The sequence below is a fragment of the Phycisphaeraceae bacterium genome, assembly GCA_020851465.1.
GTDB lineage: Bacteria > Planctomycetota > Phycisphaerae > Phycisphaerales > Phycisphaeraceae > JADZCR01.
Genome location: JADZCR010000002.1, coordinates 124,029 through 142,091 on the forward strand (window position 1 = coordinate 124,029; position 18,063 = coordinate 142,091).

At 58.6% G+C, this 18,063-nt stretch carries 11 protein-coding genes; 6 read left to right on the forward strand and 5 right to left on the reverse strand.

The window, feature by feature from the left end; genetic code table 11:
- Positions 1-95: 95 nt before the first annotated feature.
- Positions 96-1,499, reverse strand: coding sequence for a 3-isopropylmalate dehydratase large subunit (locus IT444_02665; protein ID MCC7191660.1), 1,404 nt, complete (start codon positions 1,497-1,499; stop codon positions 96-98).
- A 486-nt stretch (positions 1,500-1,985) separates the two neighbouring features.
- Here IT444_02665 and IT444_02670 point away from each other — a divergent pair, with 486 nt between their 5' ends.
- On the forward strand, positions 1,986-3,854 hold the full coding sequence (locus IT444_02670) for a TolC family protein (GenBank protein MCC7191661.1): 1,869 nt from the start codon (positions 1,986-1,988) through the stop codon (positions 3,852-3,854).
- A gap of 107 nt (positions 3,855-3,961) precedes the next feature.
- Here IT444_02670 and rdgB read toward each other — a convergent pair whose 3' ends face one another.
- Complete coding sequence (rdgB, locus tag IT444_02675) at positions 3,962-4,621, reverse strand: RdgB/HAM1 family non-canonical purine NTP pyrophosphatase (GenBank protein ID MCC7191662.1); 660 nt, start codon at positions 4,619-4,621, stop codon at positions 3,962-3,964.
- 91 nt (positions 4,622-4,712) lie between these two features.
- Positions 4,713-6,428 (reverse strand): DUF1957 domain-containing protein, encoded by a 1,716-nt coding sequence (locus tag IT444_02680; GenBank protein ID MCC7191663.1) that lies wholly within the window; start codon positions 6,426-6,428, stop codon positions 4,713-4,715.
- A gap of 221 nt (positions 6,429-6,649) precedes the next feature.
- Between IT444_02680 and murC the strand changes: the two genes are divergently transcribed.
- The 5 genes from murC to IT444_02705 all read left to right on the forward strand — a co-directional run bounded on the left by murC (position 6,650) and on the right by IT444_02705 (position 13,027).
- Positions 6,650-8,161, forward strand: coding sequence for a UDP-N-acetylmuramate--L-alanine ligase (murC, locus tag IT444_02685; GenBank protein MCC7191664.1), 1,512 nt, complete (start codon positions 6,650-6,652; stop codon positions 8,159-8,161).
- Positions 8,162-8,273: 112 nt separating this feature from the next.
- Complete coding sequence (locus IT444_02690; GenBank protein ID MCC7191665.1) at positions 8,274-9,167, forward strand: hypothetical protein; 894 nt, start codon at positions 8,274-8,276, stop codon at positions 9,165-9,167.
- Between the two features lie 149 nt (positions 9,168-9,316).
- Entirely contained in the window at positions 9,317-10,576 is a 1,260-nt protein-coding gene (locus IT444_02695) for a DegT/DnrJ/EryC1/StrS family aminotransferase (protein MCC7191666.1), read from the forward strand.
- 81 nt (positions 10,577-10,657) lie between these two features.
- Positions 10,658-11,941 (forward strand): neutral/alkaline non-lysosomal ceramidase N-terminal domain-containing protein, encoded by a 1,284-nt coding sequence (locus IT444_02700; protein ID MCC7191667.1) that lies wholly within the window; start codon positions 10,658-10,660, stop codon positions 11,939-11,941.
- Positions 11,942-12,067: 126 nt separating this feature from the next.
- Positions 12,068-13,027 (forward strand): alpha/beta fold hydrolase, encoded by a 960-nt coding sequence (locus IT444_02705; GenBank protein MCC7191668.1) that lies wholly within the window; start codon positions 12,068-12,070, stop codon positions 13,025-13,027.
- A 36-nt stretch (positions 13,028-13,063) separates the two neighbouring features.
- Here the strand turns inward: IT444_02705 and IT444_02710 are convergent, their stop codons facing one another.
- Both IT444_02710 and IT444_02715 read right to left on the reverse strand, forming a co-directional pair.
- On the reverse strand, positions 13,064-16,417 hold the full coding sequence (locus IT444_02710; GenBank protein ID MCC7191669.1) for a hypothetical protein: 3,354 nt from the start codon (positions 16,415-16,417) through the stop codon (positions 13,064-13,066).
- 38 nt (positions 16,418-16,455) lie between these two features.
- On the reverse strand, positions 16,456-18,009 hold the full coding sequence (locus IT444_02715; protein MCC7191670.1) for a hypothetical protein: 1,554 nt from the start codon (positions 18,007-18,009) through the stop codon (positions 16,456-16,458).
- Positions 18,010-18,063 lie beyond the last annotated feature (54 nt).

Here is an 18,063-nt window from a genome sequence, read left to right on the forward strand (position 1 = left end):
ATTCAGCCTGCGGTGTCTTTCTCAAGCCCACTCCTCAATTGCTAGGAATGGTCCCGGTCACGCACACACCCGCAGTAGCCGAACTCTGCACAGCTTCACACCAATCCTGCACTGCCGGTCACGATCGGCTCGCTCACATATTCGCGCGGGTCGGTGACGTGACCGGTCAATGCGCTGGCTGCGACGGTCAACGGCGACGCAAGATAGACACCCGCCTCTTTGTGGCCCATCCGACCGGGGAAGTTGCGATTGGTCGTGCTGATGCAGGTCACCGGCTCGTTGAGCCGGCCAAACGTATCCGCAGGCCCGCCCAGACAGGCACTGCAACCGCTGGGGCCGACCTGACAGCCGGCATCCATGAGGATTTCCTCGATGCTCTTTTCACCCGGCTTAAGCGGCTCTCCCACGAGATTCAGGGCTTTCATATCGGCATGAACTTCCGTGCTGCCGGGCACCACGAAAGTCGGCACCTTCACCTGATGCCCCTTGAGAATCGAAGCGGCAAAGATCATGTCGGTGATCTTCCCGCCGGTGCAACTTCCAATGTACGCGCGATCCACCTTCACATGGCGGCAGTTGTGCGCGGTGTCTTTGTTGTCGGGGCTGTGCGGCTTGGCGACCAACGGATCCATCGTCGCCAGATCAAACTCGTACTCCGCATCGTATTCGCAACCGGCATCGTCACGGTACACGGTCCAGTTCGGGCGCGTTGATCGGGCGCGGACATATTGCAGCGTTTTCTCATCCACATCGCAGACGCCATTTTTGCCGCCAGCCTCAATGGCCATGTTGGTCAGTGTCATCCGGTCTTCGAGCGTGAGTGACTCGATGCCTTCGCTGGCGAAATACATCGCTTTGTATGTCGCACCGCTGACGCTGATCTGACCGATGACGGCCAGGATCAGATCCTTGGCGGTGAGGTACGGCGGGATCTGTCCGTGAAAGGTGAACTTCATCGTCGGCGGGACCTTCAACCAGGTTTTTCCGGTGCCGAGGGTGAAAGCAGCATCGGTGTTACCGATGCCGGTGGCGAACTGGCCAAACGCGCCAGCGGTGCAGGTGTGGCTGTCGGTACCCAGGAGAATTTCACCGGGGCGGACGTGACCTTCTTCCGGCAGGGCTTTGTGGCAGACGCCCTTGTAGCTGGTGCGATTCGGATCACGATAAGGCGAAGGCATTCCCGAACCCGCAGCCGCCGAAACAAACTCCGGATCGTAGTAATAGCGCAGCCCCTGCTCTTTGACGAAGTCGCGGAGAATCTGCACGTTTCGGTGGCACTTTTCATCAGCGGTGAAAATGTAATGGTCGGGCACGATGACGACGCGATCAGGATCCCAGACGCGCGCCTTTTTGCCGAATTTTTCATGGAAGATGCCGATGGTCCCCGGCCCGCAGACATCGTGAGTCATGAGCACATCGACGTTAACCCACACGTTTTCACCGGCACGGACGGAGGCGCGGCCGGAGTGGGCAGCCATAATCTTTTCGGTGATCGTCATTTTGGTGGACACGGCGTAATCCTTGCAAAACGGGAAACAAACGCGCCGCTGACATCGGCGGCATCGAGTCGGGCATTCTAGCGTGATCATGCCCCTGCTTTCCTCATGGGCGACCCGCTATGCGGCAACGACGGCAGCCCTTCCCATCATAATATTACAACCTCTTGATAATCCGCTAGTTACAGGCGGCAGCATTTTGGTTCTCTTAATAAATTCCAATCCATTACGAATTCTGCACCATGCACAAGTCTCTAAAGTCCGCAGTCAATCCGGCAACAGTCGCGTTCCTCGGCGGGGACGGGAAGGCTGTCGGCCTGTTAAAAAAATATCTAAATAATTACTTGACAATGGGCACGTGTTTATCATAAAATGAACCGCCGCAGCACGCCGACCGCCGTCTTGCGATCGGCCTTCCTCTCGTAAACGCTTCGGGTTGACGATGATTCATTGACGTACCCGAACTACCCGACTTATAGTTGCCCCACTATGAACTTCACGCACCCGCATTCCGAAGGTGTCTTCATCCGTCACATCGCTCTGCGCATCAACGCTGCGCGGATCATCCTGCTCCTGGTCGGCTTGTCGCTTTCCGTCGTGCTTGTCGGCTGTCACAGCCCGATGGAGCGGGCGGAGGAAGAGCAACTCCGCGACCAGCTCATCGCGTCGAACAAGGCATACCTCAAGGCGGTTGCGGACGGCCCGATTGTCGAGATGACTCGCACACAAAGCGAGGTGGACAAAGACGCGGGCATGACGGATGAGCGCAGGAAGGATCTGGAAACACGAGCGGGGCCGACGGCGTATGAAGGCGTCCAGCCGGACCTGGGCCCTGACCTGTTGAACAAGATCGACGCCACCGGCGTGCAGATGAGCCTTCAGCGGGCGGTACAACTGGCTGTCGAGCACAACCTCGAAGTCAGGCAGGCGCGGCTGGTACCGGGGATCAGCGACGCGCAACTGCTGGCTGCCGAAGCTGCCTTTGATCCGGTCTTTTTCGCAAACTTCGACTGGCAGCATCTGGACACGCCCCGACCCAGCACGAGTGCGGGTGTTTCCTCGGCTTTTGGGGCCAACAAGAGTGAGACGACCAAGCTGGAGACCGGCATTCGCAAGCCGCTGTCGCACGGCGGGGAGATTCGCGCTCAGACGGAGTTCAATCGTAACTTTGCCGATCCTTCGTTCTATGCGCCGCCGGGTGACAGCGATTTCCGTTACTACGACGCCAACGTGCTCGTAGGGATCAATCAGCCGCTGCTGCGAAACTTCGGCAGCGATGTCACGCGATCCAACATTTCCCTGGCGCGCAACGCACGAGGGCAGAGCGTCGCTGACCTGCGCAAGACGCTGCTGCAAACTGTCGCTGACACTGAAGACGCTTATTGGGCACTGGTCCGCGCCCGAAAAACTCTCATGATCCAGAGCCGTCTGTACGCAGCGGCAGGCCCGGACATCGAAACGCTGGAACGGCGGCGCGAGTTTGACGTCAATCGCATCTCGCTGGCACAGGCACGCAGCTCGGTCGAGGAACGCCGCAGCAATGTCCTCCGCGCTCGTCAGGCGGTGCGACAGGCCTCCGACGCGCTCAAGAGGCTGATCAATTCCCCCGACCTGCCTCTGGCAGGTGAGACCATGATCGTGCCCACGGATAACCCCACGGACACGGGTATCCGTTACAGCCTGCTCGATGCTGTCACCGTCGGCCTGCAAAAGCGGCCCGAACTCCAACGGGCAATCCTGGAAATCGACGACGCATCGATCCGTGTGCAGCTTGCGGACAATGCCCGGCTACCCATTCTGAATCTCTCCGGCGCGATCCGGTACAACGGCGTAGGCGGCAGCGTTCACGGCGCGTATGACAACGTGACCGAGGGAGACTTCATCGACTACCTGCTGGGTGCGCAGTTCGAGATGCCTTTGGGTAATCGTGCCGCCGAAGCCGGCTACAGTCAGCGAAAGATCGAGCGACAGGCGATCACGCTCAACTACCAGCGTGCTGCGCAGGATGTTCTGCTGGACATCAAGAACGCGCTGCGTCAGCTCAACACGTCCTATGAAGTCATCGGTGCCGCCCGCGCCAGCCGGCTGGCTGCGACGGATAACCTCGTGGCCATCGACGACCAGCAAAGGATCGGCATCAACCTGACACCCGAATTCATCGACCTCAAACTCCGCACACAGGAACGAGTCGCGCAGGCGGAGCTTAATGAGCTGGAGTCGATCATCAACTACAACATCGCCATCGCTCGCTTTTATCAGGCGATGGGCACTCTTCTGGAACGTAACAACATCAACTTCGAGGATCCCTATCCCGGTCCTGAAAAAGAGACATCGGGCTGGAAACGACTGGTGCGGTAAGCCCAGCCGCTGCTGCCGATGCGGGATTTCGATAGAAACCGGCAGCCAAGTTGATCTTGCCGAGCGAGCTTGCGTAAACGGTTCATGGCATCCGTGATCAAGCGGCTTCAGGAGTTCTCAAGCGTTTCTCGTCTGCGCAGGATTTCTTCCCACATCCGTCGTGCTGCTGCGCCGCGGTGACTGATACGATTTTTCTGATCCTGAGTCAGTTCCGCAGTCGTCATATCCATTTCGGAGACATAAAAGAGAGGGTCATAACCAAAGCCATTGCTCCCTCGCGGCTCCTCGTCGGGGCCGAGGATCGCGCCTTCGACCGTGCCGCGTACAACAGCGACCGGAGCGTTGCGGCCGGGCACACATAACGCCATCGCGCAAACGAACCGCGCCTGGCGTTCTTCCGCAGGGACTCTGGCAAGATTTTTCAACAGCAAGGCATTGTTGGCGGGATCGACGACGCTGCGATGACCTTCGATGCCCGCATAACGTGCGCTCTTGACCCCGGGCGCACCGCCGAGGGCATCCACCTCAAGTCCGCTGTCGTCGGCCAGACATGCGTGATTCGTTTGTCGGGCGTAATAGCCGGCCTTGAGAAACGCATTGCCTTCAAAGGTCGGCTGATCTTCGTCAGGCTCGGTGATCTTTCTGTCCAGAGAGTCAAGCCCGATCAACTCAATCCGCGGTAAAGCAGCAGTCCGCAGCGAGTTGAACGCAGCACGAATCTCGTCCACTTTATGAGGATTGGAGGTTGCAAGAAGGATACGAATCATTGGAGATCACTTGGGTTAAGGGCCGCGACAAGCCGCGTCGCTGAATGTGCCGACAACGCAGCGATGACAAATCGCCTCGTGACTGCGCTTCCTACATATTCCACCAGCTCAAATCGATCTTTGGGAATACCGGATCATGCAAATCCGAATCACGCACCTCAAACTTTTCCAGCTCTGTTGGCTTTTCGCCACGATTAACTTTTTCCGCCAGATCGCAAAGGTTTTCAAATCTTCCTGCGTGAAGGACGAAACGCTTGATGCCGTAGTCGATCGCCTGGCCTCGGCTGATGACAAACGGCCAGTCACTCGCCTGCATCAGGAGCAGTTCTCGACCGGCTTTTTCCAGCAGGTCACGCAATTCTGTTTTTTCAGGATTGCGCCAGGGCAGGTTGTACGTCAGCTTGCCGAAATGCGCCTCCGCCCGGTATTCCACTTCCCAGATCCATCGCGTCTGGTCATTAAACCACACACGGTGATCGCCGCCCTCACCCCAGGAGCCTTCCTTGAAGGCCATCACCTTGTCAGGAGGATGCTGCTTGAGGTAGTCAGCCGAGGTCGAAACATTCACCTGCGGATCATGATGAAGACTCAGCAGTACATCGCGCAGAAACCTTGGCCCCTCAAACCACCAGTGCCCGAAAAGCTCAGCGTCGAAACAGGCGATCACCGCACCAGTGCGTCCGGTCCGCTGACGGTACTCGGCAAGCCGGGACTTGACCGCGTTGCAAAAGTGCTGCGCATGCTCGAAAACCTTGCCGGCTGTCGGGTGCGGGTCGTAAAGCTCCTTTTGCCCCAGGTCCACACCTTTCCCCGTGATCCTCCAGTAACGCAGGCCGCGGCGCTCACCATATTTTCGGTGGAACTCCAGAAACGCCCCATCGGCTGGATAACCAATCGAGCCGGACCAGACCTGCTCACAGATGCGCGGGTCACGGGCAAACGCAGCCAGCCGCCCCGGCCCGCCGTCGGAGTTCACCATCACCGGCTCGTGCACGTCGTACCAGCCGCGACCGGGATATTTCGATCCTTCCTCCCAGTCGACACGGTGGAATCCGCCGTCGGCCGCGGACTGGACCCCTTCGGATCGTCCCTGCTCGATGAGGTGATGCTCCACAAAGAAATGCGTGATGCCTTCATCACCGGCGAGGTGTTCGAGACCGATCCGGTTACGTTCGTTGTTGAAGACGACCGAAGGCCGCCACGGTCCAGCAGGTCGATAGGCACATTCGGGAAACCACATGCCGGTCGGCGAAAATCCCAGCCGGTTCCGCGAGGCAGCAACTCCCGCCCGGATCTGCGCCCGGATGGACGAATCCTCCAGCAGCAGAGGCATGTAGCCATGTGTCGCGTTGGAAGTAAGAATTTCGATCGATCCAGCCCGCGCTCGCTGGGCGAAGGCTCCCGGTATGTCTCTGCCAAGAGCTTCAAATCGCTCGCTGAGCGTCGTAAAGGTCCGCGCCCACCACCCGGCGAGGTAGGCCAGATGCTGGTGGTAACCGTCGTTGTGCTTTTCAAAGTCAGCCCGATCCGCGTGGGCTCGGTCGACACGCTCTTTCAGGTAGTCCGCGAAACCGGACTTAAAACGAGGATGGGCGAGTTGTTCGAGGAGTATGGGTGTCAGGCCGATCGTGAACCGAGGGATGCCGCCCAGATGATGAATTTCATCAATGGTGTCGAGGATCGGCAGGTAGGTCTCAGCCGCAGCCTCGTAAAGCCAGTCCTCACCATGCGGCCAGACACCGTGATGAAGGACATAGGGAAGATGGCCGTGCAGGACGAGAATGAAATCTCCAAGCGAGTCACTCATGGCGGCATCGTAGCAGCCGCAAGGCTGGGCTGGTCAAGCGGGCTGTGTCGAGATTCTTCACAAGCCCGGCTGAGCGGGTGGAGTTAGCTCGGCGAAGGGATGAAATTGACTCAACGGACGCGAGCTGGAGACCGGTCAAAATGAAATTCACGGACTGCCCTCTACTTTGTCGATTCGAGCCATCGAACCCCTACAATCACCCATCGAGAGTTGTCCCGCCAATGACAGCCACGATCAGCCCCGCGCTTTCAACCATGACCACCGTGTCCAACACGCCGCAAACCCCGAAAGTTCCCACTAACCAGCCGGTCGCGCTGGCGGGAAAGCATGTTCACTTTGTGGGCATCGGCGGATGCGGCATGTCAGGGCTGGCACGCATCGCCCGTAAATCAGGCGCGATCTGCTCCGGTAGCGATAACTCATCCGGCGAGGCGATCGGCGCATTGGTAGACGACGGCTTTGCTGTCTCGACCAGCCAGACGGCCGCGACCGTTCCCTCGGAGTGCAACCTGCTGGTCATCTCGGCGGCGATCAAGGCGGACCACCCTGAAGTCGTCGAAGCCCAGCGACGAGGCATCACAGTCCTCAAATACGCCCAGATGCTCGGACAGCTGATGATCGGTCGGCGGGGTATCGCGATCTCTGGCACACACGGCAAAAGCTCGACGACCTCGATGCTCAGCCACATCCTCATCGAGTCAGGGCTGGACCCGTCATTTATCGTCGGCGCAGTCTGCCGACAGATCGGCGGCGGCTCGCGCACCGGTCAATCCGACCTGCTCGTGGCGGAGGCGTGCGAATTCGACCGCTCTTTCCATAACTTCCACCCGACCCATGCGGCCATCCTCAACGTCGAGGAAGATCACATGGAAATCTACGGCACGCTGGAAAACGTGGTCGAGTCATTCCGTGTGTTCGCCCAGCGACTGCCGGAACACGGCTCGCTGCTGATCAACCACGAGATGCCGCACCGCCTGACGATCACCGCTGGACTCAAGTGCGCGGTGGAGACAATCGGCTTTGCTCCGCAGGCGGACTGGCGTGTTGAGCTGGGCAGGCAGCGGGCCTCCGACCGCGCAAGCGGAACGGCCGCAGCACCCGGCCAGCCGATCACGAGGCTCTATCACCAGGGTGAACTGGTCGCGCTCTGGCCTAGTCCCATGCCCGGCGAGCACATGGCCTACAACGCGGCAGCGGCGGCGATCCTGGCGCATCGCGTCGGCGCGACCTGGGAACAGATTGCCGCTGCGCTGCCGACGTTTCTTGGACTCGATCGCCGGATGCAACTGCTGGGCAAGCGGAAAGTCGGGCGCGGATTCGTCACCGTGGTGGACGACTACGGCCATCATCCGACCGAAGTGGACACGACGCTCCGTGCGCTCAAGCGACACTACAAGCCCAGCCGTTTGATCTGCGTCTTTCAGCCGCACCAGCACAGCCGAACTCGCTTTCTGATGGAGCAGTTCGAGCAGAGTTTCAGCGAGGCGGATATCACGATCGTGCCGCACATTTATTTTGTGAGGGATTCAGAAAAGGAACGGCACGCGGTCAGTGCCGCTGATCTGGTGGATCGCCTCCGTCAGCGAAAAAAGCAGGCCATGCATCTCTACCCCTTCGGTGCCATCGTCGAACAACTCGAAATCATCGCCAAGCCGGGCGACCTCGTGGTAACGATGGGAGCGGGAGACGTTTACAAAATCGGCAACGAATTCCTCAACGCGCAGCCTGATTAACTCCGCTGGTCCCATCTGATCGGAACTACATCTGCGAATCTCGGCCTTGTGTCTGCCGTGGCGGCGGTTATCGGCCCTCAATCTCTTTCGCTATCGGGTCGATGTCAGTTTTATGTCCGCACAGGATGAATCCAACGCCATCCGGACGCCCGCGCCTGCGGAGCGGAGCGTGCGCCGCCGCCGATTCTGGCGTCGCGTGATATTGCTTTCGTTGCTTGTGCTCGTCTGCGGTGTGGGCGGTGTGGTGTTTCTGTCTCGCTCCCAACCCACACACTGGAAAAAGCATCGCGAGTTCCTGCAGACGCACTCGCGGGAGCAAGTCGAAACGCTCTCGCAAAATGTTGATCGCAAACTGCTGGCGCTCTTCGACACTTCCTCGAACACAAGACACGTTTCACCCGACGGAACACCTGCCGACGTCGTCACGGCAACGAACAACGATCCATCGACACCCAAAGCAGCGGGGATCGACCTTGCTGATGCGGACTCGGATCAACTGCGCGAAATTCATCTGACGATGGATGAAGTCAACGCATGGCTCCATACCAATCTCGATGAGTGGATGCGGGAACGCGGATATGACAAGCCAGCTGAAATCACCAACCCGATGATGGCACTCGAAAACGGCAGACTCATCGCGGCATTCGAGTATCGCAAACTGAACATTTCCCAGATCTTCAGTGCCAGTTTTAACACACGATTTTTGCCTGACGGCAAGGCGGCCTTGTCGCTTCAGGATGTCACCGCAGGTCGCATGCCCGTGCCCGTCGGTGCGATCGGCAGCACCATCGCGATGACCGGCCCGGATGAGCAGGCCAAGCACGTCGCACAATGGATCAACAAACTTCAGAACGTCGAGTTCCGCCCCATTCTCAAGCTCGCGCCGGGTAAGAAAATCCTTGTCACCGACTACAAAGTCATTCCAGACGGAATCGATCTGACCGTCCGGCTCGTACGACCCGGCGATGCAGAAATCCCCTCGTCTGCCGCAGCGGGGATGCCCTGATTTTTCATCACTAATAGATTGCCGCCGACTGCGATAACTCGCAGGCGGGTAATCCTGCGCGACCTGAGATCGCAGCGCGATAATGGCTTGGCAGGATCAGCGTTTTTCGAGGATACTGCCGACTAGTCCCCTTATTGGAGTTACCGCCCATGTCCACATTAAGTGCTGCTGCCGGACGTCTCGCCATCGCCGGAGGTACACCTGCCGCGCAAGGGCTGGTTTGCCCGCCCTGGCCGCCGACCGACTCGAAAACCGAGCAACGATTGATCGAGATTTACCGCAGCCGCGCGTGGTCTTTCGGCGGTGCAGCCGAGATGGCCTTTGCGCAGAACTATGCGCGCTATCACGGGGCAAAGCACGGCATTTTCATGGCCAACGGCACGGTGACGCTCCAGACCGCGCTGCTGGCGTTGGGGATCAAGCCCGGTGATGAAGTCATCGTTCCCGCGTTGACGTGGCTCGCCACTGCGATGGCGGTGCGCTATGTCGGCGCGGTACCCGTGTTTGTCGATATCGACGCGGAGACGCTGTGCATGGACCCGGCTGCGTTTGAAGCGGCGATCACTCCGCGCACGCAGGCGGTCATCCCCGTCCATCTTTATGGTTCACTGGCTGATCTGGAACGCATCCTTGCGATTGCGAAAAAACGCAACTTATTCGTAGTCGAAGATTGCGCCCACATGCAGGGTGGTAAATGGGCCGGCCGAGGCGTCGGCAGCTGGGGTGATGTCGGCAGCTTCAGTTTTCAGCAATCCAAAACCGTCGCCAGCGGCGAAGGCGGCATCTGCCTCACCAATGACGATGATCTGGCGGAGCGCATCTACCGCGCCAAACACATTGGCTATGCCGCTCAAACCAAACAAGGTCAGGCTGCCAGCGGCCCGCCTGAGGGCCTGCTGTGCCACAACTTCCGCGCGACGGAGTTTCAGGCGGCGATTCTTGACGGCCAGCTTGAAGGACTGGCTGCGCTGATCGACCGCTACAACGTACACGCCACTCGACTCGAAGCGCGGGTGGCGGAGGTGGCACATACCGGCCTGCATGTGCAGGCGCGGGGACGAAAAGCCTCTCCGCAGGGCTACTATGCCTTCACCATGCTGGCTGATCGCGGCGAGATCGGCGAGATACCCATGAATGTCCTGCGGGACGCCTTCGCGGCTGAAGGATTTGGCTTCGGCGGAACCTACGGCACGGTGTACACCCACATGCTCTGGAATCTGCCCAAGACGGAATTCCGCTTCGGCGGTCCGTGCCCCGTGGCCGACGGGCCGGTAACCAGCCGGGCGCTGACCTTCGCACACCAGTGGCTCGGTGCGGATACCTCGACGATCGACCGCATCGGCGACACCATCGTCAAGGTCGCAAGTCGGCTGGACGATCTGCGTCGGATCAATCCGTCATCGCGTTGATCGTCACAATTGCAGCCATGCCTCATCCCAGGCGAGCGAGCTGAGCTATAACCGCGTCTTGTTTGCGGGTATCCTTCCAGCATGATCGCAGCAACCGCTTCGGCTGACATCACACCCGCGCCTGGTCTTGCTCTGCAGGGTCATGCCGGGGCGTTACCTTCTGAGTCAGTCCTCCGCCCGATCGAGGTGCGGACACTGGTGCTGCAACATGAAAACGTGCGGGCAGCACTGGTGACGGTTGATGTCATCGGCATCACGCGCCAGACCACCTCGCGCATACGCCATCGCATCGCTGCGGATACGGACATTCCCGCTGATCACATCATGATCGCGTGCAGCCACACGCACTGCGCACCGGCAACGCTGCCGACACTCGGCCTGATACCCGACGAGGCGTTCATGGCTTCGCTCGAAAGCGGTGTGGTCGCTGCTGTCACTCAGGCGACACGGCGCCTCCAGCCGGTGACTTTCGCACTAGGATGCGGCAGTTCGCACATCAACATCAATCGCCGACCTATTCAAGGTCCGCAACCCACGGCGGATATGACGCCTAATTACGGCGGTATCGTCGATCGTCGTGTGCGCGTTCTTCGCATCGACACCGCGAGCGGGAAACCGCTAGCGATACTTTTCCACTACTCGTGTCACCCGACATCGATGCCCGGCACCGCGAGGATTATCTCGCCTGACTACCCCGGCTTTGCACGGGATCAAATCGAGACGGCGCTGGGTTGTCATGCGTTGTTCATGCCGGGCTGCTTCGGCAATGTCCGGCCAGCATTTTTCGATACCAATAACCGATTCATCAGCGCGACTCCCGCTCAGGTCGAGGCAGCTGGCCGCGAGGTTGGTGCGGCGGCGGCCGGTGCCGCCGGCTCGCTGCGCACACAGCCCTGCGACCGCCTGAGCGTCTCGACAACGACGATCGACTTTGAATTCACACCGATCACGCCTGCAGATATCGAGACCAGAGTCACACAGGCGGGCGGCAACAAGCTGGTCAATTTCTGGGCTGCCAACACGCGCGGACTGCTCGCACGTGAAGGCCTGCCCGCGCATGAACGCTCACAGATGCAACGTCTGACCATCGGGCCGCTCACGCTCATCGCCATACCCGGCGAACCGGTTCAGGAAATCGGCTACCGCCTGGAAAAAGAGCTTTTCGACATGAACTGTCAATGTCGCCAACCTTGTGAACTCTGGGCGATCGGTTACACCAACGATATGGTCGGCTACCTCGTCACTGAGCGGCAGAAACTCGAAGGCGGATATGAACCCAATGCCTTCGTCTATTTCGATCGGCCCAGCGGCTTTGCGATGGAGGAGAACACCATCGCCGCTGCCGCTGCGTCACTCATGGTCTGAAGCCGCCTCAGTCAACCTCGTATCTCGGAACACGTCAAAGCGTCTGCGGTGCATAACGCTGCTCTCTCCCGATGCGGAGCATCCTGATCGTTGTTGCTGTCGTAGTCCACCATTACACTCTGATCCATGTCTCAATCATCCATCGTCTCCCGGATACTCGAAGTGATGGGCTCCGCACCGCGTGAAGGCCAATTGGTCAGCCCCAATGTGCGCATCGAAAGCGAAAATCGTGAAAGCGGCTATCTCCGCCGAAAGATTTCGTTTGAAACCGAACCGTCCGGCGCGCCGGCAAGCGACCGCTGCTTTGCATGGGTGACGATTCCACTCAAGGAGGGCGCGGCAAGTGTGAAGTCTTCGTTGTCACGATTTCCGGCGGTGATCTGCCTTCATCAAACCACACGTATCGGCAAGGATGAACCGATGGGACTGGGCGGGCTGCCGAATCTTCACTACGCGAAGGAGCTGGCTTCGCGCGGGTTCGTCACCCTCTCGCCGGACTATCCGAACTTTGGAGATTACCGTTGTGATGCGTACGCGCTGGGTTACGCCAGCGCGACGATGAAGGGAATCTGGAACCATCGCCGCGCGGTGGATGTGCTCACGTCGATGCCGGAAGTTGATCCCAACCGCATCGGATGCGTCGGCCACTCGCTGGGCGGGCACAACACTCTTTTTCTTGCCGCCTTCGAGCCGCGGATCAAGGCTGCGGTGTCGAGTTGCGGTTTTACGCTTTTCAAATACAACCGGCATGGCGGCGAGGGCGGGCCGGGCAACATCACTGACTGGTCACACGCGGGCTACATGCCCCGTATCATGGAACGTTACGGAGCGCGTGCGGAAAACATGCCTTTCGAGTGGAACGATGTCTTGTCCCTGATCGCGCCGCGCCCCATCTTCATCAACGCGACGACGCAGGACTCCTTCGATGTCGAGGGCGTGCGCGAGTGCGAAAAGCTCATCCGCCCGATTTACAAAGGCCGGGATGATGACTTCATCGTGCGCAGTCCGGATTGCGGGCATGATTTCCCGCAAACCGTGCGAGAGGAGTCCTACCGGTTTCTGGAACGAGTTCTCAACAGGCCCTGAACATTCATCTGCTGATAACGTTTTCCGTCATGCGGATTAATGCTCGATCACGATGACATCCGCATCGTCGAGTTGATCCAACCGCAAAACGGCCGATCCCTTGTCAGCAGCATCGATGCTGACTTTCCGCTTCATTGCTGTCGTCACCCCTTTGACCGCTCGGAGTCCGGGAACGGTGATGACGACATCTTTGGCAATGCCGTCCTGATACTTCGCAAGATTGATCAGCGTGATGAGGGTGTGCGTCTTGCTTTGGAGGATGTTTGTCACAATTCCAGCACGATCAGCCTTTGCCTCAGGTGCCAGGTTGGAAACGGCAAGCAAAATCACCTTTGCAGCATTCGCGTCATAGTTGAGCGGCTCCCACTGGGAGAAGTTCCACTCCGGTCCGCCCTTACCCATTGGTTGCGCGGGCATCAGTCCCTTGCGCACGTACGCCTGACCGGGTAGCAAGCCGCTCTGGTACACCACGCCCTTACCCATAGCTTTGGACACCAGCGCGGGCTTGTGGTCCTGATATGTACCCAGCACTTCCGCACCTGAAGCTACGTTCAACACCTCGCGCGAGCCGATCACATCAAACGATCCGGCCGCATCTCCGCCGGGCAGTTTGAACGAAACACTGTCGAGAACGGGCACCTGAAGAAGCTCCAGCTTTGCACGCATCGGCCCGCCATAGAACACCGCGTGAGGATCCTCCGCGTTGCGGCCAAGCCAGTTGTCCAGATCCGTCAACGGCTCGTCGTATTCATTCCGACGGGCGGCACCGGCTGTCAGGAACAATCGCCCGCCGCCGGTGACCCAATCCGTGATCGGCTTAACCGTCCGCTGATCCAGGTTATGACCGCATACATAGAGTGCTGCGTAGTCTTTGAGACGACCTTCAGCCACGTCGTTTTCCGTCAGCACATCAACCAGATAACCGTTATTGCGCAGGCAATACCAGATATTTTTGCGCTCTTCCTGACTGATGTTGCTCTCCGGAGTACCGGGTGCGATGACTCCTTGTCCCTGACCGTTCGTTTCCCATACGTCGCTCGTCTCGCTGAGCAGCACCGCGATGCGGGCTTGCTTAGTCCGCGCGGGAATGAGCGCATCCTCGATATTGCCGGCCATTCCGCTGATCTGTCGCATAGCCCGACCGGTTTCGGCGTGACCGCCGCGGCTGTGGATGTAGTTCTCCGTGCCGTAGGCATCAATGCCGGAGTTGAAGAAGTCCAGGTCCTGCACACCCTGTCCCCAGAGCGTGACAGCATTCTGGATCAGGTGCTGCCCACTGTTACCCGGATAGTGAGGCATGCAATAGAACATCATCGGAGTGTCGTGATACTTCGCGCCGGCTCGCAGGTAGGCGGCCTGCCAGTCGATGACCAACCGCGTGACTTCCGGTTGGCAGTAGTCGTAATCTTCGCTCCAAGCCAGGGTCATGGCATTGCCGCGGAAGGATTCGATGAAACTCGACTGGTGCATCCAGTAGTACGGGTGCATGCCGCCGAGATTGGCGGTGGTCTTGAAATGCGGGCCGATCATCGCGGTCAATATGCGGGTTTTCTCCGCGAAGTCGTCGATCCCTTGCTGGATGGCGAACTGGCTGGAGAGCCAGTAGAGCCTCTTGATGTACCGACCGGCATCACCTTCGGGCAGTTTCGCCGCCGTGCCGTCGGTCGGCGCAGGCAGCACACCGATCTGCACAGCGACATTCGCGGTGTAAGAGGTCAACGGCTTGATCGTATCGTATGACTCTGCTCCAAGTTCTGACGGCTTGACCCCGCGTGCCTGAAGGAAGGCACGGAACTGCTGTAGCTTGTGCTCATCTTTGACATCGATCCGAGGCAGGCCGATCTCATCGCCGTAGGAGACGTAATAAAGTCTCCGGGCGATTTCCGGCTCGGACAGTTTTTTGCGCACCAGCTCGACATCCTGCGTGTGGTGATATGTCGCGGACATTTCGACAAACGGGGCGTTCTTGCTTGCGTAGTAGGCCTTGGCAGCGTCAATCAAATCGACATCCGCAGGATCGACGGGCACGGTGTTTAGTCCCAGTGCGATCGCGTAATCCATCGTCACAGGGAAGTCGGGGCGCGTCGCCGTCAGCGGCCCGAGGTAGCCGATACCGATGTAGCCGTAGAGCTTGAGCTTTTTCGGCATCGGGCCGACACGGGGGAAAGTATCGAGTAATTTGGTGACACGACGGAAGACATTGACGGTTTTATCCGTCGTCTCTACTCCTTCCTTGCGGTGCAGGTCAGGCTGGATGAGCACATCGAGTTGCGGCTCGCCGGCGTCCATCGCAAAGCTCTTGAGGATCTTGCTATCAGCAGGCTCGGACGCCAAATCCATCGCCAGCGGGTATCCAAGGACTTGCTTGCCCGGCTCCGCGGGCAATGCAGCCTGCACAAAGAACGGGCAACTGTTTTCCGTTGTCATCGTCGGACCGATGTCGATCCATGGCGTCGTCGCGCCTGGCGCGACCGGCTCGGTCCATTGACCTTTGGGATGGGTGCGAGGCTCTCCCTTGTCGTTGAGGACCATTTTGCCGTCAGCGCCGAAGAAGCGAACCATCACGGCTTTTTGCGGGTCGATCTGGTAGTAGTAAGTCGCGCGGTGGTTCCAGTGGCTGTAGGTGATGAGGACCGGTTGAGTGCCGTTATTTTTGAATCGCGCGTAAACGTGATTCGCACACATGAGCTGTTCGATCAGCGGAAAATTATTGAAGTCAGTCTTCGCATCGCCGTTGGAAAGCGTGCTGATGAGCGAGGTGATAAGAATGGCATCGACGGATCGCGCCCCGACGGGCGCACCTGCCGGCCCTTTGGCCTTATAAAGCGTCACACGGACCTTGCCGGCGGGCAGTTCGGATTCGTAGCCTTCGGCGGCGTCGTGATCCATGCCCCAGTTCCAGAACAGATCACCGCTCTTAAGTTTCTTGTTGAACGAAAAATGTTTCAGCGAATCGCGTAGTCCGTACACCTTGTCGAAGATCGCTTGACCGGCTGGCTTGCCGTCCGAGCCGAGTGTTTCGATGCGCACACCAAAGGGATAGTTGAAAAACGGAGGCACTTCGTACTTTGCCCAGACTTTGTATTTGCCGGCACTGGGGATGGTGACATCCTGAAATACCTCTGCGGGGGTATCGCTCGCATCGGTGACAGCGTTGGCCATGCGACTGGACCACACGCCGCCGAAGATCATGTTCTGATGGAGGTCGCGTCCCCACTGGCCGGCGGTCCACTCTTTGGTAAACCCCTCCGGCCCCCACTTGACCCCCTGCATGTCTTCACATTCGATGGGAATCCGAGTAATACCATCCGCATCCGGCGAAGCGGCTGTCGCGTGACCAGCCAGCGTCAACACCATTGCCATCAACAACAGAAAAGTTCGCTTGAGCATGGAAACTCCTCAGATGTAATCGCCTCGAACTGAAGTCGTCATTTGATTTCGATCAGTGCTTCCTCGACATATTTTGCAGTGATCGCAAACCGGCGCACGCGGGCGTTACCTTTCGGTTCGCCTTCCTTGTTTTCGTCACCGTCTTCAGCAACCCACAACTGGGTTTGCTGGGCATTAACTGCGACAGCGGACGGATTCAGAAACTCCATCGTATCGTCCGCCAGGCCGGGTACACCGAAGCGGTCGATCAACTTCAGATCATCGCCAGTATCCCACAGCAGAACCACTTCACCGCCGCCGCCACTGTCCCAGAAGGGACCATAGCCCGGCCCGTGACAGACCCACCACACCAGCCCGCCACCGGCGCAGCCGCCAGTTGGCCGGGCGAGTTTCAGAGTCGGTGGAGTCGTGCAAATGATTTTGACCTCTTTGCCGTTGTCAAAATGTTTCGTCACCTGATCCGCGCGACCGCAGGTGTAAAACGCACCGGTCCCATCACCGCAGATATAGCGGTCAAATCCCTCATACTCAGGAAGCGTGAACATATAAAGGATGCCGTCATGGCCGTTCTTCGTGCGGTCGTACACTCTGCCGTTGGCGTATGCACCTCCTGGGATATAGAGACGATGGCTCGGACCAAAGGCGAACGACGCCGCCCACGGCGTACACCATTTGCTGGTGTAGGGCGATTCCTCCCAGCCGCCGATGGTCTGTGTCGTCAGCTTGCCCGTGTGGTCATAGACCAACAGTTCGTGGCCGGTCGAACCTAATAGAACATTGCCATTGACCGGATCGACGCCGAAGGGACGAAAACGAAGATAGCGATCCGAATCCAGAACGATCGAGCCTTCGTTGCCGAATGATGTATCGAGATTGCCTTCGCGATCCATTTTGAAAATGCGGGGACCGTGTTCATTACGGCGGGTGACGAGTTCCTGAAGTCCTAGCTCCATTTTTTTGACCAGCGCGATTGAATCAGGAGTGAGTACGGTTTCATAATTGCTGACGACCTGGCTCTCCCCCTTTTTGCTGATCATCTGCAAGGCACCTTGATTGGTATTGATGAACCTGCCGGTGATCGAAGTCTTGTCAGCGATCGTGGTCACGGTTATTTCATTGAGAAACGCTGGCCGTGTCTCAGGCAGGAACTCCCCGGCATCAAAGACGTAAAGGGCATCACCAACGCAGGTGATGTCGGTGGGGTTGAGCCACTTGGGGACTTTCGCATCAGGCCGTTTCACCGCGGAATCAAACCGTACTTCCACACCGCTGCGATAACGCACCTTGTAGGAACCCGCGGGTAAACCCGCTGGTCCGCCCGTCACCGTAAAAGACTGCGGCGTAAGCAAGGGGCCGGCGTGCAAGGTCTTGATGACGGTGCCTGTGGCTGCATCAACGATCTGGAGCAACGCATTACCCGAACCATTGCCGGGATCGACATCGATCCGTACACCCGCCGGCTCAGTTATGGATTCGACACGCAGTCCCTTGGCGTCGGCGAGGTTGGTCAGAACAAATATCAGGGCCATGACTACCGCAATCACGCGGAAATGCATGGCTGCGATCTGATCGCGGAGGCGGGTTGGATCCATCGTTTGCTGAGTGTGCATATCACGTAATAAAGCGTTTCCGCGACTGATTTCGTA

What these genes read in the sequence shown, in the direction of transcription:
- IT444_02665 (MCC7191660.1), bottom strand. Translation starts at nt 1,499, where the DNA reads ATGACGATCACCGAAAAGATTATGGCTGCCCACTCCGGCCGCGCCTCC.
- IT444_02670 (MCC7191661.1), top strand. Translation starts at nt 1,986, where the DNA reads ATGAACTTCACGCACCCGCATTCCGAAGGTGTCTTCATCCGTCACATC.
- rdgB (MCC7191662.1), bottom strand. Translation starts at nt 4,621, where the DNA reads ATGATTCGTATCCTTCTTGCAACCTCCAATCCTCATAAAGTGGACGAG.
- IT444_02680 (MCC7191663.1), bottom strand. Translation starts at nt 6,428, where the DNA reads ATGAGTGACTCGCTTGGAGATTTCATTCTCGTCCTGCACGGCCATCTT.
- murC (MCC7191664.1), top strand. Translation starts at nt 6,650, where the DNA reads ATGACAGCCACGATCAGCCCCGCGCTTTCAACCATGACCACCGTGTCC.
- IT444_02690 (MCC7191665.1), top strand. Translation starts at nt 8,274, where the DNA reads ATGTCCGCACAGGATGAATCCAACGCCATCCGGACGCCCGCGCCTGCG.
- IT444_02695 (MCC7191666.1), top strand. Translation starts at nt 9,317, where the DNA reads ATGTCCACATTAAGTGCTGCTGCCGGACGTCTCGCCATCGCCGGAGGT.
- IT444_02700 (MCC7191667.1), top strand. Translation starts at nt 10,658, where the DNA reads ATGATCGCAGCAACCGCTTCGGCTGACATCACACCCGCGCCTGGTCTT.
- IT444_02705 (MCC7191668.1), top strand. Translation starts at nt 12,068, where the DNA reads ATGTCTCAATCATCCATCGTCTCCCGGATACTCGAAGTGATGGGCTCC.
- IT444_02710 (MCC7191669.1), bottom strand. Translation starts at nt 16,417, where the DNA reads ATGCTCAAGCGAACTTTTCTGTTGTTGATGGCAATGGTGTTGACGCTG.
- IT444_02715 (MCC7191670.1), bottom strand. Translation starts at nt 18,009, where the DNA reads ATGGATCCAACCCGCCTCCGCGATCAGATCGCAGCCATGCATTTCCGC.